The 25944-nt window shown below is 67.3% G+C and carries 18 protein-coding genes and 1 pseudogene; 15 read left to right on the plus strand and 4 right to left on the minus strand.

The annotated features are described in order from the left end of the window. The first annotated feature begins 76 nt into the window (after positions 1-76). From AAFU51_09180 to AAFU51_09220, 9 genes are all read left to right on the plus strand, one after another. Positions 77-2533 (plus strand): polysaccharide biosynthesis tyrosine autokinase, encoded by a 2457-nt coding sequence (locus AAFU51_09180; GenBank protein MEO1571429.1) that lies wholly within the window; start codon positions 77-79, stop codon positions 2531-2533. Positions 2534-2620: 87 nt separating this feature from the next. Continuing rightward, the gene (locus AAFU51_09185) at positions 2621-3148 is read left to right on the plus strand and encodes a hypothetical protein (protein ID MEO1571430.1); all 528 of its coding nucleotides are present in this window, start codon (positions 2621-2623) and stop codon (positions 3146-3148) included. A gap of 48 nt (positions 3149-3196) precedes the next feature. Next, positions 3197-4219, plus strand: a complete 1023-nt coding sequence (locus AAFU51_09190; GenBank protein ID MEO1571431.1) for a sulfotransferase domain-containing protein — start codon at positions 3197-3199, stop codon at positions 4217-4219. A gap of 150 nt (positions 4220-4369) precedes the next feature. Continuing rightward, positions 4370-5377: a sulfotransferase gene (locus AAFU51_09195; protein MEO1571432.1), complete on the plus strand. Its 1008-nt coding sequence runs from the start codon at positions 4370-4372 to the stop codon at positions 5375-5377. A gap of 141 nt (positions 5378-5518) precedes the next feature. Further along, on the plus strand, positions 5519-6613 hold the full coding sequence (locus AAFU51_09200) for a glycosyltransferase family 4 protein (GenBank protein MEO1571433.1): 1095 nt from the start codon (positions 5519-5521) through the stop codon (positions 6611-6613). Then, positions 6613-7761 carry a glycosyltransferase family 4 protein gene (locus AAFU51_09205; protein ID MEO1571434.1) on the plus strand — a complete coding sequence of 383 codons (1149 nt, stop codon included), beginning with the start codon at positions 6613-6615 and terminating at the stop codon, positions 7759-7761. The genes AAFU51_09200 and AAFU51_09205 overlap by 1 nt, the downstream gene beginning before the upstream one ends. Before the next feature lie 292 nt (positions 7762-8053). Then, on the plus strand, positions 8054-9202 hold the full coding sequence (locus tag AAFU51_09210; GenBank protein ID MEO1571435.1) for an N-acetylmuramoyl-L-alanine amidase: 1149 nt from the start codon (positions 8054-8056) through the stop codon (positions 9200-9202). Between the two features lie 413 nt (positions 9203-9615). Further along, a complete protein-coding gene (locus AAFU51_09215) occupies positions 9616-10152 on the plus strand; it encodes an adenine phosphoribosyltransferase (protein ID MEO1571436.1) in 537 nt (178 codons plus the stop codon). A 111-nt stretch (positions 10153-10263) separates the two neighbouring features. Next, complete coding sequence (locus tag AAFU51_09220) at positions 10264-10815, plus strand: hypothetical protein (protein MEO1571437.1); 552 nt, start codon at positions 10264-10266, stop codon at positions 10813-10815. A 20-nt stretch (positions 10816-10835) separates the two neighbouring features. On the opposite strand, the gene AAFU51_09225 is transcribed toward AAFU51_09220, so the two are convergent. Next, on the minus strand, positions 10836-11234 hold the full coding sequence (locus AAFU51_09225; protein ID MEO1571438.1) for a RidA family protein: 399 nt from the start codon (positions 11232-11234) through the stop codon (positions 10836-10838). A gap of 223 nt (positions 11235-11457) precedes the next feature. On the opposite strand from AAFU51_09225, the gene mnmA reads away from it, so the two are divergent. The 4 genes from mnmA (at position 11458) to AAFU51_09245 (ending at position 19424) form a co-directional block, all read left to right on the plus strand. Next, on the plus strand, positions 11458-12708 hold the full coding sequence (gene mnmA / locus AAFU51_09230) for a tRNA 2-thiouridine(34) synthase MnmA (protein ID MEO1571439.1): 1251 nt from the start codon (positions 11458-11460) through the stop codon (positions 12706-12708). 87 nt (positions 12709-12795) lie between these two features. Next, the gene (locus AAFU51_09235; GenBank protein ID MEO1571440.1) at positions 12796-14364 is read left to right on the plus strand and encodes a TolC family protein; all 1569 of its coding nucleotides are present in this window, start codon (positions 12796-12798) and stop codon (positions 14362-14364) included. A 159-nt stretch (positions 14365-14523) separates the two neighbouring features. After that, positions 14524-15894, plus strand: a complete 1371-nt coding sequence (locus tag AAFU51_09240; GenBank protein ID MEO1571441.1) for a biotin/lipoyl-binding protein — start codon at positions 14524-14526, stop codon at positions 15892-15894. 194 nt (positions 15895-16088) lie between these two features. After that, the gene (locus AAFU51_09245) at positions 16089-19424 is read left to right on the plus strand and encodes an efflux RND transporter permease subunit (GenBank protein ID MEO1571442.1); all 3336 of its coding nucleotides are present in this window, start codon (positions 16089-16091) and stop codon (positions 19422-19424) included. Between the two features lie 14 nt (positions 19425-19438). On the opposite strand, the gene AAFU51_09250 is transcribed toward AAFU51_09245, so the two are convergent. Further along, entirely contained in the window at positions 19439-19873 is a 435-nt protein-coding gene (locus AAFU51_09250; protein MEO1571443.1) for a VOC family protein, read from the minus strand. Positions 19874-19962: 89 nt separating this feature from the next. After that, positions 19963-21786, minus strand: a complete 1824-nt coding sequence (locus tag AAFU51_09255) for a DEAD/DEAH box helicase (GenBank protein MEO1571444.1) — start codon at positions 21784-21786, stop codon at positions 19963-19965. A 614-nt stretch (positions 21787-22400) separates the two neighbouring features. Here AAFU51_09255 and AAFU51_09260 point away from each other — a divergent pair. After that, positions 22401-24758, plus strand: a complete 2358-nt coding sequence (locus AAFU51_09260; protein MEO1571445.1) for an MMPL family transporter — start codon at positions 22401-22403, stop codon at positions 24756-24758. Between the two features lie 168 nt (positions 24759-24926). Further along, a pseudogene (gene yidD / locus AAFU51_09265) lies at positions 24927-25184 on the plus strand (membrane protein insertion efficiency factor YidD). Between the two features lie 180 nt (positions 25185-25364). On the opposite strand, the gene AAFU51_09270 reads toward yidD, so the two are convergent. Beyond that, positions 25365-25772 carry a hypothetical protein gene (locus tag AAFU51_09270; GenBank protein ID MEO1571446.1) on the minus strand — a complete coding sequence of 136 codons (408 nt, stop codon included), beginning with the start codon at positions 25770-25772 and terminating at the stop codon, positions 25365-25367. Positions 25773-25944 lie beyond the last annotated feature (172 nt).

The raw sequence follows: 25944 nt of genomic DNA on the forward strand, positions 1-25944 counted from the left end.
CGCGTGACTTGCTGCACGCGACGAGCGGCGGTTGCACCGTTCGTCCTCTCGACCTCCCGCGACACTACCTCCCTGTATGTCTACTCCGACTAAAAAGACGGGACCCTCGGCCGCCACGGCTTCCAGCACTACCGCCTTTAGCGCAGCGGCCTTTGCGCAGATGCTCAAGCGCAACTGGCTTGTGATGGCGCTCACGGCGATGGTGACCTTTGGCGCGGTGGCTACCTGGACCTACTTCCAGACGCCGATCTATGCCACCGGCGCGATCGTCTCCATCGACACGCAGCGCACCGGCGGCGACCCGATCCAGGGCATCCTCGGCATGCGCGAGACGCGCACGCTCGCCAACGAAATCGAGACGCTGCGGCAGTCGCTCTCCATCGGCGAGCGCGTCGCAGAGCGTCTCCTGGAGCGATACAACTCGCGCGAACTGATCAAGGACGAGGCCACGCAGGAGCGCCTCGACGCGATGATGCGCAACCCGGAGACGGACGTCAACCAGGCCGTCGCCATCGGGATGCAGCAACTCGGCTTTGTGACGATTGCGCCGCTCAACCCGCAGGTGGACATGATCCGCATCGGGGCGAAGCACCACAACCGTCGCGTGGCGCGCGACATGGCGCAGTTCTACGCCGAGGAATACCGCGAGTACGCCCGCTCTAAGTCGGCCGCCGGCCGCGAAGCCGCCAGTGAGTTCCTGGAGGACCAGGTGGCGAGCAAGCGAGCCCAGCTGCGCGCGCTCGACCGGGAGATCACCGTATTTAAAGAGCGCGAAGGCTTTGTTGCCCTCGACACGGAGGCTGAGACGGCTGTGCAGCGCTCGACCGAGCTCGGCATCGCAATTAGTGACGCGGACGTAGAGCGTCAGACGGCGCAGATCCGACTAAACGCCCTGAACAACCAGCTGGCCGCGGTCACGCCGTCACTCGTCAGCGCGACCGCCTCCGGGACGCAGCGCGAGATCGACGCGCTCAAGGACAAGATCACGGGCTTCGAGACAACGCTCAGCTCCTACTACGCCAACAACCCGGCGCTGCTTCAGGACCCCTCCGGTGTGCCTGAGGTGATGCAGCTGCAGCGGCAGATCCAACAGGCGCGCCAGCAGATCCAGGTGCTCAGCGAACAACTCGTCGAGGAGAGCCTCTCGCTCGCCGACATCTCGCTCGACGGGGATGCGATGGCGGGTCTCGCTGTCAAAAAGCAGGAAGCCCTCGGGCTCGAACTCGACATCTCGCGGCTGCAGTTGCAGGCGGCCGCGCTCGGTGCGCAGCAGGCGCGCAACGACCAGCGGCTCCGCGAACTGCCCAGCCAGCAGGCGACGCTGGCCAGCCTGGAGCGCGACCTCGCCGTGGCGACCGAGTCGTTCCTGATCCTGCAGGAGAAGTACAACGACGCTCGCACGCAGGCCCAGTCAGAAGTGAGCTACGTCGAGCTGCTCCGCGTCGCGCTAACGCCAGCGGCCCCGATGTCGCCGAACATCCCGCAGAACCTCCTGCTCGGCGCGATGCTGGGCCTCGTGCTGGCCTTCGGGTTGGCGCTGCTCCGCCACGCCACCGACCACCGCATCCGCGTGCCGGAGGACGTGAAGGGCCATGGGTTTAGCCTCCTCGGTACGATCCCAGACCTGCGCGGCCTCGTCAAGAAGCACTTCAACGGGCAGCCGTTCGTCAACGTGGAAGGACGCGAGGTGTCCTCGTTGGTGGTCGCTGCGATGCACCCGCTATCGTCGGTCACGGAGGCGTTCCGCCACCTCCGCACGAGCGTGCAGTACAGCCTCCCTGACTCGAAGCTGGAGGCGATTATGATCTCGAGCCCTGGTCCGGGCGAAGGCAAGTCCACAACCGCCGTCAACCTCGCTATTGCGCTCGCGCAGGCGGGCAAGCGTACGCTCTACATCGACGCCGACCTGCGCCGCCCGACAGGCCACCGCCTCCTCGGCGTCAACCGCGACCGCGGCCTCGCCGAGTTGCTCTTCCAGGACGCCCCCATCGACTGGGAGAACTACCGCCGCCCGCTCCACATCGACTGGGGCCGCTTCGACAACCACCTCGACAACCTCTACGTGCTGCCCGCGGGGCAGGTCGTGCCAGACCCGGCCGAACTGCTCGGCTCGCATAAGATGGAGCAGCTGCTCGCGGCAGCCCGCGAGGAGTTCGATGTCGTCATCCTCGACACCTCGCCGATCCTGGCCGTCACCGACGCCGTGCTGCTCGCCACCTACTGCGACGCGACGCTCCTCGTGGCCCGTGCCGAAGAGACGAGCTGGCGGTCGCTGCAGCGTGCACGCGAACTGCTGCTCACCACGGGCGACGCGGGCGCCCCGGTCATCGGCGCTGTGCTCAACAGCATGAAGGAGAGTGGCGAGTCCTACGGCTACGGCTACGGCTACGGTTACAAGTATGGCGACAGCTACGGCGGGCGCTCTGCTGACTTCGCCGACTTCATGAAGCTGCAAGGCGGCGTCAGCGGCGATGGGGCGGGCACGGCCCGTGTGCCCACCCTCGCCAAGAAGGAAACCTCCGCCGACGCCTGAGCCGGTTGGCTTGACCCCCTGCGCGGCGGGCGAGAAGCCGCTCTCGCCCGCCGCTTTTTGTATCCCCCCGCATCTGACCACACCCCGATGCTGCTGCCCTCCGCGCTCCGGCGCGTCCTCCTCCTCTGCGCGCTCCTTGCGCCGTTCACGGTCTCCCAAGCCTTCGCGCAGAGCGGGACCCCTGGCATCGACGGGGGCACTGGTCTTGCCGCTGTCTACAGCTACGTCCCGCCCGGCATCCCCGCGATGGAAATCGACGTGTGGGGCGCCATCCGGCAGCCCGGGCGCTACCGCGTGCCACGCACCATGGAACTCCTCGACGTGCTCTCGGTGGCCGGTGGTCCCGTCATCGGCACGGACGAGGAAGGGCGGACCCAGGAAGCCATCGTTCGGCTCTCCCGCGAGGGTACCAACGGCCGCGACCTCCTCTTCGAAGCGCAACTCGCCGACGTAGAGCGTGGCACGGCCGTCCCGCCGCCTGTGACGGAGAACGACATCCTCTCGGTGCAGGTCCGCGTGCGCGCCCGCCTCTACTGGCGCGACGTGCTCTCCGTGACGACCTCTGTGGCTGCGCTGACGCTGCTGTTCCTCAACATCTTCGACCGGGGTAACTAGCCCTCTCCGCCGATCCGCCGCTCGGTTTCACCCTCCGACCCGACCCTCATGCCGATCCCGGAATTTGTCATCGTCGGTGCCCCGAAGTGCGGCACCACTGCGCTCTTCGAGTACCTCGGCGAGCACCCCGAACTCCACCTCCCGTTCAAGGAGCCGCACCACTTCGGCAGCGACCTCCGCCCCGAGTTCTACCGCGGGGGGCGGCGCGACCTCAACTGGTACTACGATAAGCTCAAGGGTGCGGCTCCCGGCCAACTCACCGGCGAGGCCTCGGTGTGGTACCTCTACTCGAAAAAGGCTGCCGAGGAGATCTACGCGCACAACCCCGACGCGAAGATCATCATCATGCTGCGCGAACCCGCGAGCATGATGTACTCGCTCTACAACATGTTCATGTGGGTACGCGACCTCGTGCCCAACGGGGTGCTCTACGAGACGAACGTCGGTGCGGTGAAGCCGCTCACGTTCGAGGAAGCCCTCGCCAACCAAGACGAGCGCAAGGCCGAGTTCGAGTCGATGCGCGATCTTGATGCGGAGCGTGGCGTACGCGCCCGGCGCATCTTCCACACCGAGGTGGCCAAGTACACCGAGCAGGTGCAGCGCTACCTCGACGTCTTCCCGCGCGACCAGGTCAAAATCGTCCTCCTCGACGACATCAAGGCCGACGTGGCGAAGGTCTACCGCGAGTCGCTCGAGTTCATTGGCGTGAAAGACACCGCGTTCAAGGCGTCGTTCGAGGTCGTCAACAGCAGCCGCGAGATCAAGAGCTATACGCTCCACCGGCTCATGCTCAAGCACGACTCGCTGCCCGCACTGCGCACCGTCATCAAGGCGCTCACGCCGCAGGGGCTCCGGCGCAAGGTGTTTCACAAGGTGTTGCGTCGCAACGTCACGCACAAGAAGCAGCCGCTGATGCAGGCCGAGACGCGTGCCTGGCTGAAGGCCCACTTCCGCGACGAGGTCGAACACCTCGCCGGAGTCATCGACCGCGACCTCGTGAAGCTGTGGTACAAGGACGCCCCGCGTCCCGCCACGCCGCCGCCCGCGAAGCTCGAACTCGCCGAGGCGTAGAGCTTAGACAATACTGAGGGTAGCAACGCTGAATCGAGAACTCGCATTTTTGTCATCCTGAACTTGTTTCAGGATCTCTGACGCTTCTATTGAGATGCTGAATCAAGTTCAGCATGACACGTAGGGGAGAATGAGAGACTGCTGAAGGCAATGACCACGATCCAGAGCAGCGTAGAACAGAAGAAATCGGCGCAAACGGTGCAGCAGACGGCGCGCCCGTCGTTTTTCATCGTCGGCAACTCGAAGAGCGGCACCACGGCGATGAGCCGCTTCTTGGAGCAGCACCCGGACCTCTTCGTGTGTCGCCCGGAGGAGCCGAACTACTTCGCGACCGACTTCTGCCGCGACCCCGACCCGGCGGGTCTCTTCCACCCGCGTCCCGAGGCCGACTACCTCGCCATGTTCGCCGGTGCCGAGCCGAACCAGCGCTGCGGCGATGCGAGCGCGTGCTACCTCTACTCCGACGAGGCGATCTCCAACATCGCAGCGTTCGATCCCGATGCACGGCTGATCGCCATCTTCCGCGAGCCGGTGAGCTTTCTGCGCTCCTACCACGTGCAGATGCTCAAGAACCCTATCAAAGAGGGCGAGGCCGAGCAGGACTTCGAGCGGGCGCTAGACCTCGAAGACGCGCGCAAACGCGGCGAGCAGATTCCTGACGGCTGCCTCGTCCCCGAATTCCTGTTCTACCGCGAGCGCGTGAAGTACGCCGAGCACCTCGAACGGGTCTACCGACATTTCTCAGAGGAGCAGGTCCTCGTGCTCCTCTTCGACGACTTCAAGGCCGACAACCCCGGCACGGTGCGCCGCGTGTTCGAGCACCTCGGCGTCGATGCCGAATTCGCTCCCGAATTCGAACAGCACAATACGGGCGGCAAAGTCGTCACGTCGCGGCGCGCGCAAGGGCTCGTCCACAAGCTGGAGCACGGTGCCGGACCGTTCGCCGCCGTCAAGGCCGTTGCGAAAGCGCTACTGCCCAAGTCGGTGCGCAAGCGGATGGTGAAGGGGGCGTACCAGAAGGTGGTGCTCCGCGACGCTGAGCGCCTCGACGATGCGCTCGTGACGCGGCTGAAGCGCGAATTCAAGCCGGGCGTGGAAGCCTTCGCCGCGCTCACCGGCCTTGATGCCGTGCAGCGCTGGGGCTACGACCAGGTCTAATCCCTCGTTATCTAGATCTTCCCTGATTGTCATGCTGAACTTGATTCAGCATCTCTCCCGAGCCGTTGAGATCCTGAATCAAGTTCAGGATAACAAGGCGGGCGTGTGGGGTTGGTACGGCATTGCAACGGAGGGGGTGCGATGAGCAAGAACGCTCCTGTCGATGTCGTCCTGAGTTGCGCCGCGAAGCCGTTCCAGCGCGGTGGGCTGAGCCAGCACCTCGCGCAACTCATCACGGCCGAGCGTGAGGCCGGGCACTCAGTTCGTTACTTCGCTTCAGCCATACCCGATGGAGATGCCGAGGGGCAGGTTGTCGCGGTGCCCTACGAGCGCGCGCTCTACCGCTATACGCCGCTGCGCTTCAGCCGACGCCTACGCGACTACGTCGGGGGCGACCTCTTCGACCGAGGCGTGGCGCGTGCCCTGCCACCCACGGAGCGGTTCGTTGGCTTCGTCGGCAAGGCGCTGCGCTCGATGCAGACAGCGAAGGTCCACGGTGCTGAGACGCATCTGCACGCGGCCAACTCGCACGTCGACAACCTCAAAGCGCGCCACGGTGAGGCACACGAGCGCTATGGTTTCGACCACTCTTGGCTCGGCGAGGCGCAGCGGAGGAAGACGCTCCGCGAGTACGCCGAGGCCGATGTGATCTGGGTGGCATCGGACTATTCGCGGCAATCGTTCGCCGAGCGCGGTTTCCCCGAGTCGAAGCTCCGTCGCGTCGTCCTCGAAACCGATCCGCGCTACCAGCCGCCTGCTGAGCGGACCGACGATGGCGTCTTCCGTATCACCTATTGCGGCAGCGTAAACGTTGGCAAGGGCGTGCCGCTTCTCATCGAGGCGTTCCGGGCGTTGCCCATCGAACGCGCCGAGCTGATTCTGATCGGCGGCCCGGCTACGCGCGGCATGCGGCAGTACCTCGACCAGCAGATCGCCGCTGACCCGCGCATCCGCCTCGCGCCGGGGGACCCGCTCCCGCACCTCCACCGCGCCGACGCGCACGTACATCCGACCTACGAGGATGGCTGGGCCTACGCACCCGCCGAGGCGCTCGCTTGCGGCGTCCCGACTATCGTGACGGAGGATACCGGCATGGCCGAGATTGTCCGCGACGGCGAAAACGGCTACGTCGTGCCCACCGGCAGCGTCGACGCCATCGTAGATCGCCTCACGAAGCTGCACGACAGTCCGCTCGCCGCGACGGTTCGGCTGGACGAAGTGCGCACGGCAGGCTGATGCGAATCGGGCACTACGTCGCGCACTGGTCGAAAGGCGGGCTGGAGAACTACGTTCGCCGCCTCGCTAGCACCCACGTTGAGGCGGGGCACGATGTCCGGATGCTGAAGCTCTCGGGCGCGCCTGGTATCGACGGGGCGGGGGAGGTGGCCGTGGTAAACGACGGCCTGGCACTCGCTGCGGCCGCGCGTGATCTCGATGCGCTCCACCTGCACTATGCGGTCGCTCCTGAGGTCTACGATGCTGCACCGGCCATCCGCACGCTCCACGTCCACACGTCATACTGCCCCTCGGGCAAGAAATTCCTAGCCCGCGCCGGGCGGCCCTGTGATCGGTCCTACAACCGGCTGACATGCCTCGCCAGCCACGTCACGCAGCGCTGCGGCTCGCTGAAGCGCGCCAACCTCCAACGCCTCTTCGGGCAGACCCGTAACGACTATGACGCGCGCGGTCGTGCGCACTGGCATGCCATCAGCACGTTCCAGGTCGAGTGGCTGCGGCGCACAGGCTATCCCGAATCGCGCACGCGGCTCATCCTCCACGCAGGCCCCGAACCGCGCGACGTGTCGCCGCCGCCCGCCGAGGGCGTTCCACGCTTTGCGTTCGTGGGGCGTCTCAGCAAGGTGAAAGGCGCCGACTGGCTCCTGCGTGCGCTCGCCCGAACGACGGCCCCGCTGCACCTCGACGTGGTCGGTGATGGGGAACTGTCGGATCGGCTGCCGACGTTGGCGGAGGAGTTGGGGATTGCAGACTGCGTCACGTTCCATGGGTGGGTGGAGCCGAGCGATGTGGCGGGCATCGTGACTCAGGCGCGCGCCGTGCTGGCGCCGTCGCTATGGCCCGAGCCAGCGGGGCTGACGGCCCTCGAAGCCGGAGCCAACGGGCGCGCGTTCGTCGCGAGCGCAGCAGGGGGCTTCCTCGATTCTGTTGTCGATGGCGAAACGGGCCTCCTCGTTCCGCCTAGCGACGACGCAGCGCTGGCCTCCGCCCTGGACCGGCTCGCCGATGACTACGAGTTCGCCGTTCGGCTGGGAAAAGCCGGGCGGGAGCGCGTCGCGCACGGATTTCGCTGGACCGACCACGTCGCGGCTGTAGATGCGCTCTACGCCGAGGCCATCGCCGCGCACCAGGTGGGAGCAAATCGGTAGAAACGCGCCCATAATGTTACGTTTCTACCGCGTCAGACTACGCCTACACCCAAAGCTGGCACGTCGGCATTAAGGTGGATAACACGGAAACGGAGGTTTCCGGGCCGGTATTGATATATATTTGAGCGCCGGGCCTTCAAGTATCGCTCGAAGGGAAAAACCTGGCACGGTGTTCGTGAACGGTTCGGGCGTGCCTACTGAAGAGCATGGTGACGTCCGGTCCACACTCTGACCGCTCGTCCACCCAGCAACCGGGACCATGTTCTGCAAGCTCACTACCCACCTTCCTTCCTTGCGCTCCCTGATCCTGCTCGCGCTGGCCGCGTTTGCGGCACTGCCGGCCCTCAGCGCCGACATCCAGCGGGTCTCGATCACCGAGCGGTCCGACGGACAAGGCTACGTGGTGCGCCTGCACACAGTGGGAGTTCTTTCCCAGTTTGAAGTACGTCAGGTCGCCCCCGAGTTGGTCGAGCTCGTCGTGCAGGATGCCTACCTCGTTGAGGGGGCGCAGCGCGACGGAGCCACTGGCATCGTACAGGACTATTCTGTACGCAACCGTGACGGCAGCGTGGTGCTCAGCTTCCAGCTAGCAGCCCCTGCCACCGCTACGGCCTACCCGGACCGCGACACCGATGACCTGCTGCTCGGCCTCGCCTACACCGAGCCCCAGCCCGTCAGTCCTTTCTTCGCAGAAGAGACCGGCGAGAACTGGCGCCTCGACTGTGTGGTGATCGACGCGGGACACGGCGGGCACGACCCCGGCACCCACGGCCACGGCATCCGCGAGAAGGATGTCACGCTGTCGGTCGCCCTCAAGGTCGGCCAGTATGTCGAGGAGCGTCTCGGCATGAACGTCGTCTACACCCGCACCAGCGACCGCTTCGTGGAACTCCACGAGCGCGGCCGGATCGCCAACGAACAGTGCGGCAAGCTCTTCATCTCGATCCACGCCAACGCGGCGGGCAGCGCCCGCGCACGGGGCACGGAAACGTTTTTCATCGGCCAGCACAAGGCCGACGATGCCCGCGAGATTATGGAGCGCGAAAACAGCGTCGTCGACCTCGAAGCGGATCAGTCGCACTACGAAGGCCTCGGCGACATGTCGATGGTGCTCCAGTCGATGGCATCCAGTGCCTACCAGACCGAAAGCGAGCACCTCGCCTCGCTGATCGAAGGGCAGTTCTCTGAGCGGGCCCGGCGCAGAAGCCGCGGCGTCAAGCAGGCGGGCTTCCTCGTCCTCTGGCGCGCCTCGATGCCGGCCGTCTTGGTCGAGCTCGGCTTCCTGAGCAACCGCAACGAAGCGCGCTTCCTCGCCTCCGAAGAGGGGCAGGACTTGCTCGCCAGCGGCCTCTACCGTGCCATCCGCGACTACAAGGAGCGCTACGAAGCCGGCCTCGGTCTCGACCCGACCGCGCCCGACCACGTCGCCGCCCGCGACTGAGCGCCACGCCCGGCGCCGACCCCGACCTGACGTTCTTTCCGATTCTCGCGCCCCGTAAGGCGCGATCCGGTTGTCCCCGGCCCGTAAGCCAGGGACATGCAACAGACCCGAGAGGGTCTGGCCTCAGCAGTCACTGATGGTGGTACATGAATGTGACTGCTGTATGGTGGGTGAGTGAATGCCGGGAGGTGGTCTCTTCGTCGAAACCCTCCATCGACCAAGGACCCCTCCCGGTATTTTTTGTCGCGGTTTGGCGGTGGAGAGGTGTCGCCCAACTCGGCGTATACCCAACTCGGCGTATAAGAGCGATTGGGGATAGCGAGACGGTACGAGACGAAGACGACAGCATGCGTGGCGTACCTTCTCGGGCCACTGCGACACCGCAACACTGCCGTACCGCCACACCCCAACCGATGACCCTCGCCGAGGCTGTCCGCACCGTTCCCGACTTCCCGAAGCCGGGCATCCAGTTCAAAGACATCACGCCGATCCTGGCCGACCCGGCGCTGCTCGTCCGCGCCGTCGACCAGCTCGTTGCGCCGTTTGCCGGACAGGGCATCACGCACGTGGTCGGAATCGAGTCGCGGGGGTTCATTCTCGGGGCGATGCTGGCCGACCGGCTCGGGGCTGGCTTCGTGCCTGTGCGCAAGCCCGGCAAGCTACCCGGCGAGACCGCCCGCGAGTCCTACGCCCTCGAATACGGCTCCGACGCGCTCGACATCCACATCGACGCCTTCGCCGCGACCATCGACGCGGGAGACGGCGCGCAGGTGCTCGTCCACGACGACGTAATCGCGACCGGTGGGACCGCCGCTGCCACGGCACGCCTCGTGGAGCGAGCGGGGGGGACGTTAGCAGGCTTCGCGTTCCTCATCGAACTCGACGTTCTCGACGGGCGCACCAAGCTGCCCGACGGGGCGCCTGTCCACGCTATTTTGCACTACGACTGAATGTTGCACCACGGCTGATCCCGGCGCCGTGTGACGCCAGCGTGGTACCGCACGGCTTGCTGTTCACCTCTCCATCGCCTTCTCCCGACTCGCACGCCCTCGCTCCGCACCATGACCCCTCTCCGCCGCTCTGCACTGCTGCGCATCGTTCTCCTGCTCGTCGCGCTGCCCCTCTTCATCCTCGGCTGCGATACCGCCGAGGACATGATGTTCCAAGACGACACCGTCTTCGTTGACGCAGCCATTGACGACCTTATCTTCGCCTACGACGCAGGCGACTTCGACGGGAACGGAACGGCGACGGTCGCCGGGCCTTCCGTCTTCCTCGACGGTGGGTTGCTGGGCGGCTTCACGCGCGACGATGTCGAGTCGATCAGTGGCCTCCCCGACAGCGGTGAACTGCTGATCGACCGGCCCCTCAATGCTTCCATCGACGAGATCGCTTCAGCGGAGCTATTCTTCGGCGACCTGCTCGTCGGTTCGGCCCAGGTCACGATGATGGATGACGACGAGGTGCTTCGCATTGCGACGACGGACCTCACCTCGCTACGAAACCAGTCTGGTTTCAACACGACGCTCCGGATCACACTCGCCGACCCGTCAGCCGCGCAAGACTATGAGTTGGAAGCGCGGGTCACCTTGCGGTTCGAAGTGCAGCCGTAGCGCTCGGCTAGCGCCCGCCGCTACTTCACAGCGATGCAGGACACCTCGACGTAGGCGCCGCGCGGGAGCATGCCGACCTCGACGGCCTCGCGGGCGGGCGGGGCGGCGCTGAAGTAGCGCGCGTAGACCTCGTTGACGCGGGCATAGTCGTTCATGTCGCGGAGGTATACGGTGCACTGGACGACGTGCCGGAAGCCCATGCCCGCCTCGCGCAGCACGGCTCCCAGGTTGTCGAGCACCTGCGTTGTCTCCTCCTCGATGTCGCTGTTCACCATCGCGCCGGTCTGCGGGTGGAGGGCAATCTGACCAGAGCAGTAGAGTGTGCCGCCTGCCAGCACGGCCTGGCTGTAGGGACCGATGGCGGCGGGGGCGTCCTTGCACTTGATGCGTTCGCGACGGGAGGGCGGGGCGATGGCCATGGCAGCGGGGTGGTTTGGGTGGAAACAAACGTCCGACGCTACGCCGGTTCTGCGCAGGCCCCAAGCGAAGAAAGGGTGAGAGCTTGCACGCCGCACTGCGGCAAGGGAACGGGGCGAGGCGTGAACGTTTGCACGTGTGCAGGCATGAACGAAGTCAACGTTCACACATCCGTACGCCCTCACCCTCACACACCATCCAGCTTCGGTGCTCCTAGCGACTGCGATGTCCCAGCCTACCACACAACCCAAGCGCGTTCTCGTCGCCATGAGCGGCGGGGTCGACTCGTCCGTCACGGCGGCGCTGCTCGCCGAGGAGGGCTATGAGGTCGTCGGGATCACGATGAAGACGTGGGACTTTGCCACGACCGGCGGCAAGGCCGAGGCGCGGGCGCGTGAGGCCGCCGCGCGCGCTGCGAACAAGGCGTCGGGCAAGGAGGTCGGCTGCTGCTCGCTGGAGTCGATGAACGACGCGCGCTCGGTGGCGCTCAAGCGCGGCTTCCACCACTTTGTCGTGGACATCCGTTCGGAGTTCGGCGATTGGGTGATCGACCGCTTCACGTCGGACTACCTCGCCGGGCGCACGCCCAACCCGTGCGTGCTCTGCAACACGCACATCAAGTGGGCTGCGCTCCTGCGCCGCGCCGACGACCTCGGCTGCGACTTCATCGCCACCGGCCACTATGCCCGCGTGAGCCAGGACGCTGACACGGGGCGTTACGTCATCCAGCGTGGCCTCGACACGAACAAGGACCAGAGCTACGCCCTCTGGGGCCTTCCGCAGGCGCACCTCGCGCGCTCGATCTTCCCGCTCGGGCACTACACGAAGCCGCAGATCCGCCAAATGGCCTCCGACTTCGGCCTCACCGAGGTCGCCAACAAGCCGGACTCCTACGAGATCTGCTTCATCCCAGACAACGACTACCGCGGCTTCCTCAAGCGCCGCGTCCACGGTCTCGCGGACGACGTCGCTGGCGGGTCCTTCGTCCTCGAAGCGACCGGCGAGGTCGTCGGGACGCACGAGGGCTTTCCGTTCTACACCGTCGGGCAGCGGCGCGGGCTTAATCTCGCGCTCGGTGAGCCGGTCTACGTCACCCGCATCGACGCAGCGACCAACACCGTCTTCGTCGGGCCGCGCGAGGCGCTCGCCGGGCGCACGCTCACGGCCCGGCAACTCAACTTCGTGAAGGTGCCGAACTTCCACTCTGGACGTGAGGGTGAGCGGCGCGCCTGGGGCAAGATTCGCTACAAGGACGCGGGCGCCCCATGCCTTGTCCGGCAGACCGGTGACGATACGCTCGAAGTCGTCTTCGAGGGGCCGCGCGATGCGATCACGCCGGGGCAGTCGCTCGTGCTCTACGACGTGAATTCTGACGGCACGCCCAGCGATGACGTGCTCGCGGGCGGCTGGATCGATACCGTCGGGGATGCGGCGCAGACAAACGCGGATTTCTTGGCGTTGCCGGTGGTGGGGTAGGGGAATCGCTGAAACAGTCGTTGCGCCGAACATTCCGGTGAGGGCGGCTGTAGAGAACAGTGCACTTCTTCTCTGCACGTCTCTGCTGTGTTTATTCTGCCTCGGTCCTGGCCGCGCGTCGCGGCGTGGGCACTCGCGTCACTTTTCGTCCTCACCGGGACGGTAGGTTGCTCCTTCGCCCCGGCATCGCGCGCGCCCGAACCTGTAGCGGCACTGCCCACGGCGTTCGCTGAAGCTGAGACGCTGGCCGTCTATGATCCGCAGGCTTGGTGGACCGGCTTCCAGGACCCGGTGCTCAACCGCCTCGTCGACTCGACGCTCACGGGCAATCTCGACCTCGCCGAGGCGGTCGCGCGGGTGGACCAGGTGGCGGCGCAGGCCCGCATCGCCCGCGCGGCGCTGTTCCCTGGCCTCAACGGCACCGGCAGCGGCTCCTACCAGAACCAGTCGGCGACGAACAACCAGTTCAGCGCGTTTCAGGGTGGCGGTGGAGAGGAGGGCGAAGGTGGCGAGGGCGCACCACCCGGCGGCGAGACGGGGCCGGCCCCCCCAGACCGCCTCGCGTTCGAGCAGTACTCCGTCGCGCTTGCCGCGTCCTACGAGCTCGACTTCTGGGGTCGCATTCGCAACGAGGCCCGCGCGGCCTACGCGAGCGCTGCTGCGACTGCCGCCGACCTCCAGACGGCCCGCCTCGGCGTGATCGCTACCGTCGTCTCGACCTACTTCGAGGTCGTGGACCTGCGCCGCCGCATCGTGCTCACGCTGGCGACGGTCGACCTCCTCGCCGAGCGTGTCGAGTTGACGGAGGAGCGCTACACGCGCGGCCTCGTGACGTCGTTCGAGCTCTACCGCATCCTTCAGGACTACCGCACAACGCAGGCGAGCCTGCCAACGCTCGAAGCGGACCTCACCGACGCCGAGGGGCGTCTCGCCGTGCTCACGGGGCGCTACGCTGGGCGGCTCGGTCCGCTTCTCCCCGACACGCTGTCGCCGCGGCTCGCGCTCGATCCCGTCCCACCGGGCCAGCCGTCGGACCTCCTCCTTCAGCGTCCTGACGTGCGTGCGGCGGCGTATCGCTTTGAGGCGGCGCGCTACACCGTCGGCGCGCGCAAGGCGGCGCTGCTGCCGACCGTGTCGCTCTCGGCGCAACTCGGCATCCAGGGTCTCGAACCGGCCGACCTTGTGGACCTCGACAACTGGTTTTCGAGCCTGACGGCGAACCTCACCGCGCCGCTCTTTCAGGGCGGTCGCCTCCGCGCGAACGTGTCCGCCGCCGAGGCCGCCTACGCGCAGCAGGCTGCGGTGTACGGCCGCACGGTCCTGACGGCGTACCAGGAGGTCGAGAGCGCACTCGAACGCTACGAAGAGGAGCGCCAGCGCTTCGACTTTCTCCGCAGCCAACTCGACGATGCCCGTGCACAGGACGCGCTCCAGACGGAACGCTTCGAGCAGGGCATCGGCGACTACACCGCCGTCCTCGACGCACAGCGCAACCGGCTGGGCGTGCTGACGAGCCTCTCGGGGGCGCGCCGCGCTGTCGCCCTGGCCCGCCTCGGCGTCTACCGCACCCTCGGCGGCGACTGGGTCGCCGAGCCCCCCACGCCTGCCGTCGATCTCGTTGATGCTCCTATCCTGTTGTCCGAGGGAGAGGACTGACGTGACGCCTCGCCGCCTCCGCTCCCCCCGTTTGACGCGCCTGGACGGCGATCAAACTGTCCCCCTCACTGGTGAGGGGGACAGCCCTGCGACCCTTCATGGGGAGCGGGGCGGGGGGAGCCGCGCCAACCTTGATTTCCACACCTGCTGATTCCGTTCATGTCTACGACGAAAACCCTTCTCATCGCAGGAGGCATCCTGGCAGCGGGCGCGCTCGTCGCGTTCGCACTGGTGAGCATGCGTTCGGAGCCACCAAGGCAGCCGCCTCCGCCGCAGACGCCGCTCGTGCAGACGGCGCAGATCGCCGTGGGAGGCGGTGCGCTGGAGGTGCGTGGGAGTGGGACAGTGCGGCCTCGCGCTGAGGTTGCGCTTGCGTCGCAGATCGCTGGGCGCGTGGTCTACGTTGCCCCGAGCCTCGCCAGCGGCGGGCGCGTGCGGCAGGGTGAGACGCTCGTGCGCATCGACCCGGCCGACTACCAGAACCGCGTGCAGCAGGCGCAGGCCGATGTCGAGCAGCAGCGCGTGAACGTGCGCCAGGCCGAGGAGGAGAGCCGCGTGGCGCGCGTCGAGTACGAGCGGTTCCAGACGCGCCAGCAGCGCCGCGCCGCCGACCCCTACGCCGGGATCGACGCCGACGACTACGCAGCCCGTGTTGTGCCATCGGCCTCCGCCAATCCGCCGCCTGGAGCCGACCCCGCACCGCCCGACTCCGCGAGGTTGGCGCTCGTCTACCGCGAGCCGCAGCGGCAGGCCGCCGAGGCCGCGCTGGGACGCGCCGAAGCCGCGCTCGCCGACGCCCAACTCGCACTCGGTCGTACGAGCCTGACCGCGCCGTTTGCAGCCGTCGTGCGCTCCGAGACGGTGGACCGCGGCTCGTACGTCGCGCCGGGGCAGGCGCTCGCGCAGCTCTACGCCGCCGATATGCTGGAGGTCGTGGTTCCGCTTTCGCAAGACGAGGCCGCGCTGCTGCCGGGGCTCTTCCAACTCCGCGCGGGCGTGGCCGACCGCCGCATCCCGGCGCGCGTCCTCGCGACCTACGGCGCGGCGCGCTACGCGTGGGAGGGCTACGTCGACCGCGCCGAGTCGGCCCTCGACGAGACGACGCGTACCATCAATGTGGTCGTTCGCGTGCCGAGCCCGTTCCGCGGCGGCGAGCGCCTGGACGACACCGCCCCCGACGCCGCAGGCAGTCAGCAGATCGGCGAGGCTCCGCCGCTGCTCGTCGGCTCGTTCGTGGACGTGGCCTTCCAGGGCGCCCAGGTCGAGGCTTACGCCATCGTCCCGCGTCGCTCGCTCCGGCGTGGCAACGAGGTCTGGACCGTCGAGCAGGACAGCCTGCTGCGCATCGTGCCCGTGCGCGTGCTCCAGCAGACCGATAGCGACGTGTTCGTCGCCGCCGGTGGGCTCGACCTGAAGCAGCGCGTCGTCACGAGCGGCCTCCAGGCCGTCACCGACGGCATGACCGTCCGCCTTGCCTCCACCATGCGCGAGGACACGGGCTCGCAGGGCGAAGCGCTAGCGCAAGAATGAACCTGTTTACCCTGGTGTCATCCTGAGCGAGCGCTAGCGAGTCGAAGGATCTATGCCTTCCTCAGTGCTTTGATCTCCGCCTGGAAGCTGGCCCGCAGATCCTTCGACTACAGCCTACGGCTTCCGCTCAGGATGACAACATTTCAATCTGACAGCTTTTACACTTCTCTCCGCCACGAACGCGCGTGAATCCCATGTCCGATTCCGACACCGGTCGCTACACCGACGAGCAGATCGAGGCCTTCGAGGCGGAGGCGCGCGCGGCCACGGGGCCCATCGCCTACATGGCGCGCAACGGCGTCGCGGCGAACCTGCTCATGCTCGCCATCATCGCGCTCGGCATCGTCGCGGGGCGCAGCATCGTGCAGGAGGTCTTCCCCGAGTTCTCGCTCGACGCCATCCAGACGACGGTGATCTACCCCGGCGCGACGCCCGAGGAGGTTGAGGAGTCGATCGTGCAGAAGATCGAGGAGGCCATCGAGGCGGTCGAGGGGATCAAGGAGATCCGTGGCACCGCCGCCGAGGGACGCGGCGTCGTGACGGCCGAACTCAAGCTCGGCACCGACGTGAGCCAGGCGCTCGACGACATCAAGTCGGAAGTCGACCAGATCACCACGTTCCCCCTGCAGGCCGAGGAGCCTGCCGTGCGCGAACTCACCAACCGGCAGTCGGTCATCCGCATCGCGCTCTACGGCGACGCCTCGGAACGGACGCTGAAGGAACTCGCCTACCGCGCCGAGGACGAACTGGCGCAGCTCGACGTGGTCTCGTTCGTGCAGGCCGCCTCGATCCGCGACTACGAGATCTCGATCGAGGTGTCGCAGGCTGCGCTCCGCGCCTACGGCCTCAGCCTCCCGCAGATCGCCCGCACGGTCGCCGCGAGCAGCCTCGACCTCCCGGCGGGCACCATCGACACGCGCGACCAGCAGGTGCGCGTCCGCACGCTCGGGCAGAACTACACCCAGCAGGACTTCGAGGACATCGTGCTCGTGAGCCGCCCCAACGGCACCGTGTTGCGGCTCGGGCAGGTCGCCACCGTGCGCGACGCCTTCACCGACGCCGACCTCATCACGCGCTACAACGGCCAGCCCGCGGCCTTCGTCGAGGTCTTCCGCACGTCCGACGAGCGCGTCCTCGAAATCGCTGAGGCCGTCAACGCCTACCTCGAAACTGAGCTACGCCCCGCGCTCCCGGCGGGCGTCGAGATTGAGGTCTGGGATGACAACTCGGACGTGCTGCAGGATCGCCTGAGCTTGCTGCTCAAAAACGCAGGCATCGGACTCGCGCTGGTGCTGCTCGCGCTGACGATGTTCCTTAACCTGCGCCTCGCCTTCTGGACGGCCATCGGTATCGGCGTCTCATTCGTCGGGACGCTCTTCATCATGTACCTCCTTGGCGTGAGCATCAACCTGCTCTCGCTCTTCGGCTTCATCCTCGCCATCGGCATCGTCGTGGACGACGCCATCGTCTCGGGCGAGAACATCTTCGCGGAGCGCGAGAAGGGGCTCTCCGGCATGGCCGCTGCGATCCGCGGCGCGCGGCGCATCGCGGTGCCGGTCACGTTCGCCGTCCTCACGACGGTGGCCGCGTTCTCGCCACTCCTGTTCGTGCCGGGGACGCTCGGCAAGATCCTCGGCGCGATCCCGATCGTCGTGATCTCGGTGCTCGGGCTCTCGCTCGTCGAGTCGCTCTTCGTGCTCCCGCACCACCTCTCCAACCTGCCCGCCCCGGGCGAGGCGTCAAAAAACCCGGTGTCGCGCTTCTTCGAGCGGCTGCGCACCGGCACCGACCGCCAACTCAAGCGCTTCGTCAACGGTCCGCTCGACCGCGCGCTGCAGTTCTCGACGGACGCCCCGGCCGTCGTCATTGCCGCCGCCATCGCGGTCCTGATCGTCGCGTTCTCGCTCATTCCAGCGGGCATCCTGCGCGTGCAGTTCTTCCCCGCCGTCGAGGGCGACGTGGTGATCGCGAGCCTGGAGATGCCGGTCGGGACAACGATCGAGGAGACGGAGGCCGTCGCGCTGCGGATCGAAGAGGCGGGCCGTCGCGTGGCCGCGCGGTTAGAGCAGGAGCGCGACGAGGACGCCGCGCCGCTTTTCGAGGCGCTCTATACGACCGTGGGGCAGGGGCCGGTCGATGGCGGGCCAGGGGGTGCAACGGGAGGGCAGCCGCAGGCCAACCTCGCGGCGGTCAACCTGCGGCTCCTGACGGCTGAGCGGCGCGAGATCTCCGCCGTCCGCTTCGAGCAGTTCTGGCGCGACGAGGTCGGGCCGCTCCCCGAGGCGCGCTCGTTCACGATCTCGTCCAACCTGATCTCTGTCGGCGAGCCCGTGTCGGTGGAGCTGTCGCACCCTGAAGCGGCCACGCTCGACGAGATCACGGCGCAGGTCCAGGGCGAGCTCGCGCGGTTCTCCGGCGTGTTCGACATCCAGAGCGACGCCGACGCGGGGCTCCAGGAGGTGCAGGTGCGGCTCAAGCCCGCCGCGCGCACGCTCGGCCTCACGCTTCAGGACGTGGCTGGGCAGGTCCGCGCCGCCTTCTTCGGCGACGAGGCACTGCGCGTCCAGCGCGGCCAGGAGGACGTGCGCGTCTACGTCCGCCTCCCCGAGAACGAGCGCGACGCCATCGCCGACGTGGAGCAATACCGCATCCAGGTGCCCACCCAAAACGGACTGCCGGGCGGCCAGGTGCCGCTGCGCGAGGTCGCCGAGGCGAGCTTCGGCACCGCGCCGTCGGCGATCAACCGCAAGGACGGGCGGCGCGTCGTGACCGTCACCGCCGACGTGGACGCCGCCGTCGTGACGGGCCAGGAGGTCACGGCGCAGCTTCGCAGCGAGATCCTGCCCGCCGTCCAGCGCGACTATCCGCAGATGGTCTTCGAGTTCGGCGGCGAGCAGCAGGAGCAGGCCGAGTCCGGCGCGGCGCTCGGACGCGGCTTCGGGCTGGCGTTGCTCGTGATCTTCGCGCTCATCGCGATCCCGTTCCGCAGCTATATCCAGCCGCTCGTCATCATGGCGGCGATCCCGTTCGGCATCATCGGCGCGTTCATCGGACACCTCTTCCTCGGCATCTCGGTGGGCATCCTAAGCCTGTTCGGCATCATCGGCCTCTCGGGCGTCGTCGTGAACGACTCGCTGGTCATGATCGACTTCATCAACGAGCGAAGGCGCAACGGCGCGGCCATGCGCGAGGCGATCATCGAGGGCGCGAAGGAGCGCTTCCGCCCGATCCTGCTCACCACCGTGACGACGTTCCTCGGCGTGGCCCCGATCACGTTCGAGCAGAGCCTCCAGGCGCAGTTCCTCATTCCGATGGCCGCGAGCCTCGGCTTCGGGATCGTGTTCGCGACAGGCGTGCTGATGCTCCTCGTGCCCGCGCTCGCAATGGTGGAGTACAACACCGAGAAGGGCTTCAAGACGAGGATCCTCGGCCGCGACGAGGAGGAGGTCGAGGTCGTCCACAGCGCGTTCGGTGAAGACAGTCACGGTGGCAATGGGGCCAACGAAGTCGCCGAGCGCGAGCCCGCGTGAGGCGAACCCATCGGTCAGATTGTCTCGACTAACTCCACGAGCACGCCGCCGCACGCCTTCGGGTGGACGAACGCGATCCGCGTGCCGTCGAGGCCGACGCGTGGTACCTGGTCAATCAACGGCACGCCGCGGGCGTGAAGCCGGGCGAGCACCGCGTCGAGGTTTGGCATACAGAAGCCGATGTGGTGCAGCCCTGGCCCGCGCCGATCCAAGAACTTCGCGACGGGCGACGCCGTGCTGGTTGGCGCGAGCAGTTCGAGACGAGGCGCGACGATGGGGGACGCCTGCGACGCCGTGCTCAGGAGCGCTACCGCGACACCGTCGTCTGGCGCCGTGCCATGGCCGACGGTTGGCAAGCCGAGCATCGCGTCGAGGCGAGCCGCCAGCGCCCCAACGTTCAGTGTGGCGATGCCGATGTGATCGAGAATGGCTGCTTCAGGCGTAGACACGGCGCGCGGCGGTAGGCGTAGAGACTAGAAATGGGGCTGCAAGGTAGACCCTGCGACCCCATTCGGCCGTGTCGCCGTGGCGAGTTGAGCTACGCCCGTTCGACCTGCGCCATGCGTTTGCCGAAGCGGTAGCTGTCCTGCGCGAGCACGGCCCCAACGTGCTCCTGCGGTACGTCCACGTAGGTCGTCTGGTGATCGATCACGATGCGCCCGAGCGTCTTGCCGGGGATGTCGGCCGTTCGTGCGAGCGCGCTCACGACCTGGCCGGGGCGCACGCCGTTGACGCGGCCCGCGCTGATCTGGAGCCGCACCATGCCGTCCTCGTGGGAGTCGCTCGGCGTCGAGCCCCGGCGGTTGTTGCCCCGACGGTCATTGCGGTGCCCGTGGTCGTGGTGCGCACGCGCGCGCCGGTCATCGCGCCGGTTCGAGCGGCCGTCGCGGCTCTTGTGGTTGCGCGGCTTGCCCATCTCCGGGACGGGGCGCTGGTCGTCGGCCCCGGCGAGTGCGAGGGCGGCGGCGGCGATGTCCATCGGGTCGTGGCCCTCGGCGACGAGCGCGAGGATGCGCTTGCGGCTGGCCTCGCCGTGTGCCTCGGTGCCAGCAGCCTGCGCGTTCGTGAGCTGCGTGCGGAGGCGGTTTACGAGGCGCGCCTCGCGGCGGGCCTCCACCTCGGCGACGCTTGGGACCTCGGCACGGGGGATGTCGCTCCGCACGGCGTCCTCGATGCCGCGCAGCGCGCGCCGCTGGTTGTGTGTCACGAGCGTGAGCGCCGTGCCGGAGCGGCCCGCGCGGCCCGTCCGCCCGACGCGGTGCACAAACACCTCCGGGTCGAAGGGCAGGTCGAGGTTGATGACGTGCGAGATGTGGTCGATGTCGAGGCCGCGCGCGGCGACGTCGGTGCCGACGAGCACGCGGATCTCCTGCGCGCGGAAGCGGCGGAGTACCTCGGTGCGGGCGGGCTGCGTCATCTCGCCCGAGAGCGCCTCGGCGGTCCAACCGAAGCTCTGGAGCAGGTTTGCCACCTGCGACGTCTCGGCGCGTGTGCGGACGAAGACGAGTGCGCTCTCGACGTCTTCTGTCTCCAAGAGCCGCACGAGGGCGGCCTGCTTGTCGCGCCCGTGAACGAGGTAGTGCCGGTGCTCGATGTTCGAGGCCGTCTCAGTGGAGTGGGCTACCTGGCAGACCTCCGGGTTGCGGAGGTACTGCTTGGCGAGGCGGCGGATGCCCGTCGGCATCGTGGCTGAGATGAGCACCGTCTGCCGCTCGGCGGGCGTGGCGTCGAGGATGGCGGCGAGATCTTCGGCGAAGCCCATCGAGAGCATCTCATCGGCCTCGTCGAGCACGACCGTCTTGACGGTGCTGAGGTCGAGCGCGCCCTGGCTGATGAGGTCGAGCAGGCGGCCCGGCGTGCCGACGACGACCTCGACGCCGCGGCGGAGGCGCTTCACCTGGCGGTGGTACGGCGCGCCGCCGAAGATGGGCAGCACGGCCAGCCCGAGCGGCTTGCCGTAGGCGTAGACGGCACCGGCGACCTGCGTGGCGAGTTCACGCGTCGGGACGAGCACGAGGACTTGCACGCCCGTGTCGCCGCCGTCGGCGATGGGCTCGATGCGCTGGAGCGTGGGCAGCGTGAAGGCGGCCGTCTTGCCGGTCCCAGTCTGGGCCTGCCCGATGGCGTCGCGGCCGTCGAGCAGGACGGGGATGAGCGCTGACTGGATCGGCGTCGGCTCGGTGTAGGTCAGGCTCGCAACCAGGTCGTCGGCGAGGCCGAGCCCTGAGAAGGCGTGTGCCGGGTGATGGCTGGCGGGGGCCGACGCGTCGGTAGGGGCGTCCGCGTGGGGGGCGCTACCGTCCGTCGAAGCCATATCCGTGGTGGGGGTGCCCGCGAAGGCATCCGTCGTTGGGGTCGTCATGCGTGTGCAGTGTGGAGAGCGAAACCGCCGTCGCACCCTGCGCCGCCGTTTCAACCGTATGGATTCCCTTTCGGGAGAGGAGCACATGCAAACACGCCACTATCGGCATCGTTGCACCGCCGCCGTGACGACTCCGCGAAGAGTGGGAGGTCTTGCCGGTCGGGTTCTCCCCGTTTTTGGCGACGGTCGCTGCGCTCCCCCGTCGCCAAGAACTGTCCCCCTCAGAGTTGAGGGGGACAGTCCGAGGAGCGGAGTTTGTCAGAACGGAGGCGACGCAGGACGGGGGGAGCCACGCCGCCTCGAAGAACCCAACCCGGCACTCCTCCACCACGCCTGTCATCCCGAGCGAGCGCAGCAAGCCGAGGAATCTTCGGCCAGCTTCCAGGTCAGGAACAGGGCATCGAGTCAGGCAGAGATCCTTTGCGCGTGAATCTGGGGTTTGACTCCAACCCGCGGTCAGCGCTCAGGATGACATAGGGAGGAGGTCGAGACCGGCGGCGGCTCTTCCTCCATAATCCACGCGCGGGGGGCGTCCCGGGACGGCGGCGGGGTGTAGGATCGGCGCACTTCCTCTCTGCACGTCTCCCACGCTCCTCCACACGGGGCTCCTCCGCATGGAACGGATCGCCGACCTCCTCCTCCGCTACCCCCGCGCCATCGTGGCGGTGCTCGTCGTGGCGCTGCTTGCCTGCGGCGGCGTCCTCCTACGCACGGGCATCGTCTTCGACTACAACCTCGAAAACTTCCTCCCCGCCGACGACGCCTCCATTGAGCTCTACCGCGCTTTTGTCGAGGAGTACGAGGAGGACGACGCGGTCATCGTGATCGGCTTTGCCGTGGACGACGCGTTCGAGGAAACGACGTTGCGCGACATCGAGGCGATGACGGCGGCGCTCGACACCATCGCGGGCGTGCAGGAGGTCACGAGCATCGCCAACGTGCAGGGGCTGCGCGGGACGGCGGGCGGCATCGAGATCCGCGAACTCGTCGGTGACGACCTGTCGAATCGGGACAGCCTCGTCGCCTACCGGGCGCGCGTGCTCGCGGACAGCCTCGCCGCCGGGTACGTCGTCAACCGCGAAGCCGATGCCGCGACGCTACTCATTCGCCTGGAGGCCGACGCCAACGACTACACCGGGCGCAAAGTCGTCCTCGACCAGAGCCGCGCCGTCCTAGCGGGCTTCCCGGCCTACGACTTCCGGATTACCGGCTTCCCGTTCCTGCGCAACAACTACGTCGACAAGCTGCAGGTCGAGACGATCAAGTACGTCGTCATCTCGTCGCTCATCAACGTGCTCATCCTGCTGTGGATGTTCCGCACGCCCGTGGGGGTGCTGCTGCCGATGGCGATCGTCTACCTCGGCATCCTCGCCACCGTGGCCGTGATGATGACGGCGGGCGCGGGCATCGACGTGCTCGGGAGCACCATCTTCGCGCTCATCCTCGTGGTCGGCATTGCGGACTCGATGCACTTCCTCGTGAAGTACTACCACAGCCTCGAACGCGGCCTCGCCAAGCGCGCGGCGGTGCAGCGGATGGTGGTCCGCCTCGGCGCGGCGACGTTCCTCACGAGCATCACGACGGCCATCGGCTTCGGGACGCTGCTCACGGCGAATGTCATCCCGATGAAGCGCTTCGGGCTCTACACGGCCATCGGCGTGCTGCTCACGTTCGTGATCTCGCTCATCGTCATCACGGCAGTGCTGCTCTGGACGAAGCCCCCCACGGCGGCGCAGATCGACCGGCTCAGCCGCGCGGGCTTCCGGCCGCTGCTGATGCGCCTCGACGGGTTCACGCAGCGCCACCGCTGGCCCATCGTGGCGGCGTTCGCGGTGCTGCTCGCCGTGAGCGCGCTCGGCGCGACGCAGCTGCGCATCAACACGTTCATCAACGACGACCTCGGGCCGCAGTCGCAGGCGTACAAGGACATGCGGTTCGTGCAGGACAACATCGTCGCGCCGTTTGGCTACGAGATCCTCGTGGAGTCGCCCGACCTCGACACGTTCAAAGAGCCCGAGCGGCTGCGGCAGATCGACAGCCTCGCGGCCTACCTACGCACGCGCCCCGAGGTGAGCCGCGTCGCGAGCGTGGCCGACCTCCTGAAGCAGCTCAACGTGGCGATGCATGCCGACTCGTCGCAGTTCTACCGCATCCCCGAGAGCCGCGACCTGGCGGCGCAGTACCTCTTCCTCCTCGAACTCACCGACGAAGACGCGGTGCGGCGGCTGGTGGACTACGACTATGCTGAGGCGCGCGTGGCCATCCTCATGGACGACATTGGCTCGGCGCACATGAAAGGCTTCCAGGCCGACCTCGACTCTGCGCTCGCGGCGCTCTTCCCCGGCGCGAACCTCGACCCGCCGCCGCCGGACACGACGGGGGTGGCCGCGCCGGTTGAGCGCGTCACGATCACGCAGACGGGCACCGTCGTGCTCGGCGCGCGGATGGCCGACAGCATCGTCACGGACCTGCTGACCAGCATCGGGCTGGCGTTCCTGTTCATCTCGCTGCTGATGGGGCTGCTCTTCCGCAACGTGCGCTTCGTGCTCATCTCGCTCGTGCCGAACATCGTGCCGCTGGTGGTGATCGCGGGCGTGATGGGCGTGATGGGCATCGACGTGAAGCCCGCGACGGCGGTGATCTTCACCATCGCCTTCGGGATCGCCGTGGACGACACGATCCACTTCCTCGCGCGCCTGCGTCAGGAGCTACGCCTCGGCCTCTCGCTCGAAGCCGCCGTCCGCGAGACGATGCTCGGCACCGGCAAGGCGATTATCCTGACCTCGATGGTGCTCCTCGGCGGCTTCGGCTCGCTGATGACGAGCGTGTTCCAGAGCACAGCCTACCTCGGCGGCCTCGTCGCGCTGACGATCTTCATGGCTGTCCTTGCCGACCTCGTCCTGCTCCCCGCGCTGGTGCACATCCTGAAGCCGAAGCTCGCTGGCGCTCGGTCTGAACGTGTGGACGTGTGAAGGTGTGGACGTGGTGGAGCGGACCCGGCGCACTCCCTGTTTCCCTCCCCCTGAAGGGTCGGAAAACTGTCCCCCTCGCCGGCGAGGGGGACAGATCGAGCGGAGCGAGATCAGGGGGTGGCGCGTTGGCGAGGTCCCCCACGCTCGCATATGTCCAAAACAGCGACGATGCTCAACCGACCTGCGCACCCCATCCACCGTGCCGCGCTCGCCGTGTGGCGGCTGCCGCGGTTGCTGCTGATCGGCGTCGTGCGGTTCTACCAGGTCGCCATCTCGCCGCTCACGCCGCCGTCGTGCCGCTACACGCCGACGTGCTCCGAGTATGCCATGATCGCGCTGCGGGAGTATGGTTTCGTGCGTGGGACTATCCTCGCGGTGTGGCGCATCCTTCGCTGTGCGCCGTGGGGCGGGCACGGGCACGACCCGCCGCGTTGGTTCGGCGAACCCAAGCCGCCCCAGCCCGTCACGGCGGCGGGGGTGGAACCCAGCGAGGTCACCCACTCCGCAAGCCCGTCGGCGCTGGAGGACCGTGCCGAGAAGCACGAACCGGAGGCTTCTGTGCGGCCGCCACTGACCTGAGATATGCGGGCGTGCTGCGCAGGCGCGCTACCCCATCGCCGGAGCGCTGTCTAGGTCCAGCCAGGCGAGGGCATCCCCGAAGACGAGAAAGACCTGCACGTCGCGCTCAACGCCCGGCGGGAGGTCGCGCTTGACGAGCGTCGCGTAGAGCACGGCGATGCCTTTGTCCTGCGGGCGCATCACGAGGGCCGTACGGGACGCGCTCGAGGCATCATGGAGGGCGCGGCGGTGGGCGCGCATCGCGTCGAGGTCCTCGCGCGCCAGAATGAGCGCCGTGATGCTCTGCATGTCGATGAGCCAGTCGAAGCCGAGGGTCCACGCCGGGTCGGCCAGCACCGCATCGACGCCGCGTGTATGCTCGGCGCCGTCCACGACATCGGTGTAGCGGAGAAAGACAGTGTGCCGCGTCGCGTCGATCCGGTAGGTGAACGACATAAGCTCAGGGGGGCGGGTGAAAATCTGAGTTCGTTACGTAACCGCTACTAGATATGTCGCTTTAGTTGAATGTTTTGAATGATTTGTGCCTAAGGTAAGAAATGATGAACGGTATACCTAGGGCCGTAGGGGGGGATTGTTTCTGAAACACGAGAGTCCCAAAAAGCGCCGC

The sequence above is a fragment of the Bacteroidota bacterium genome, from assembly GCA_039821555.1.
Taxonomy (GTDB): Bacteria; Bacteroidota; Rhodothermia; order Rhodothermales; family Rubricoccaceae; genus JBCBEX01.

Excerpts from the sequence above, each read along its gene's own strand:
- AAFU51_09180 (MEO1571429.1), top strand. The coding sequence starts at position 77 with ATGTCTACTCCGACTAAAAAGACGGGACCCTCGGCCGCCACGGCTTCC.
- AAFU51_09255 (MEO1571444.1), bottom strand. The coding sequence starts at position 21,786 with ATGACGACCCCAACGACGGATGCCTTCGCGGGCACCCCCACCACGGAT.
- AAFU51_09245 (MEO1571442.1), top strand. The coding sequence starts at position 16,089 with ATGTCCGATTCCGACACCGGTCGCTACACCGACGAGCAGATCGAGGCC.
- AAFU51_09195 (MEO1571432.1), top strand. The coding sequence starts at position 4,370 with ATGACCACGATCCAGAGCAGCGTAGAACAGAAGAAATCGGCGCAAACG.
- AAFU51_09270 (MEO1571446.1), bottom strand. The coding sequence starts at position 25,772 with ATGTCGTTCACCTACCGGATCGACGCGACGCGGCACACTGTCTTTCTC.
- AAFU51_09220 (MEO1571437.1), top strand. The coding sequence starts at position 10,264 with ATGACCCCTCTCCGCCGCTCTGCACTGCTGCGCATCGTTCTCCTGCTC.
- AAFU51_09225 (MEO1571438.1), bottom strand. The coding sequence starts at position 11,234 with ATGGCCATCGCCCCGCCCTCCCGTCGCGAACGCATCAAGTGCAAGGAC.
- AAFU51_09190 (MEO1571431.1), top strand. The coding sequence starts at position 3,197 with ATGCCGATCCCGGAATTTGTCATCGTCGGTGCCCCGAAGTGCGGCACC.
- AAFU51_09260 (MEO1571445.1), top strand. The coding sequence starts at position 22,401 with ATGGAACGGATCGCCGACCTCCTCCTCCGCTACCCCCGCGCCATCGTG.
- AAFU51_09185 (MEO1571430.1), top strand. The coding sequence starts at position 2,621 with ATGCTGCTGCCCTCCGCGCTCCGGCGCGTCCTCCTCCTCTGCGCGCTC.
- AAFU51_09215 (MEO1571436.1), top strand. The coding sequence starts at position 9,616 with ATGACCCTCGCCGAGGCTGTCCGCACCGTTCCCGACTTCCCGAAGCCG.
- AAFU51_09240 (MEO1571441.1), top strand. The coding sequence starts at position 14,524 with ATGTCTACGACGAAAACCCTTCTCATCGCAGGAGGCATCCTGGCAGCG.
- mnmA (MEO1571439.1), top strand. The coding sequence starts at position 11,458 with ATGTCCCAGCCTACCACACAACCCAAGCGCGTTCTCGTCGCCATGAGC.
- AAFU51_09205 (MEO1571434.1), top strand. The coding sequence starts at position 6,613 with ATGCGAATCGGGCACTACGTCGCGCACTGGTCGAAAGGCGGGCTGGAG.
- AAFU51_09200 (MEO1571433.1), top strand. The coding sequence starts at position 5,519 with ATGAGCAAGAACGCTCCTGTCGATGTCGTCCTGAGTTGCGCCGCGAAG.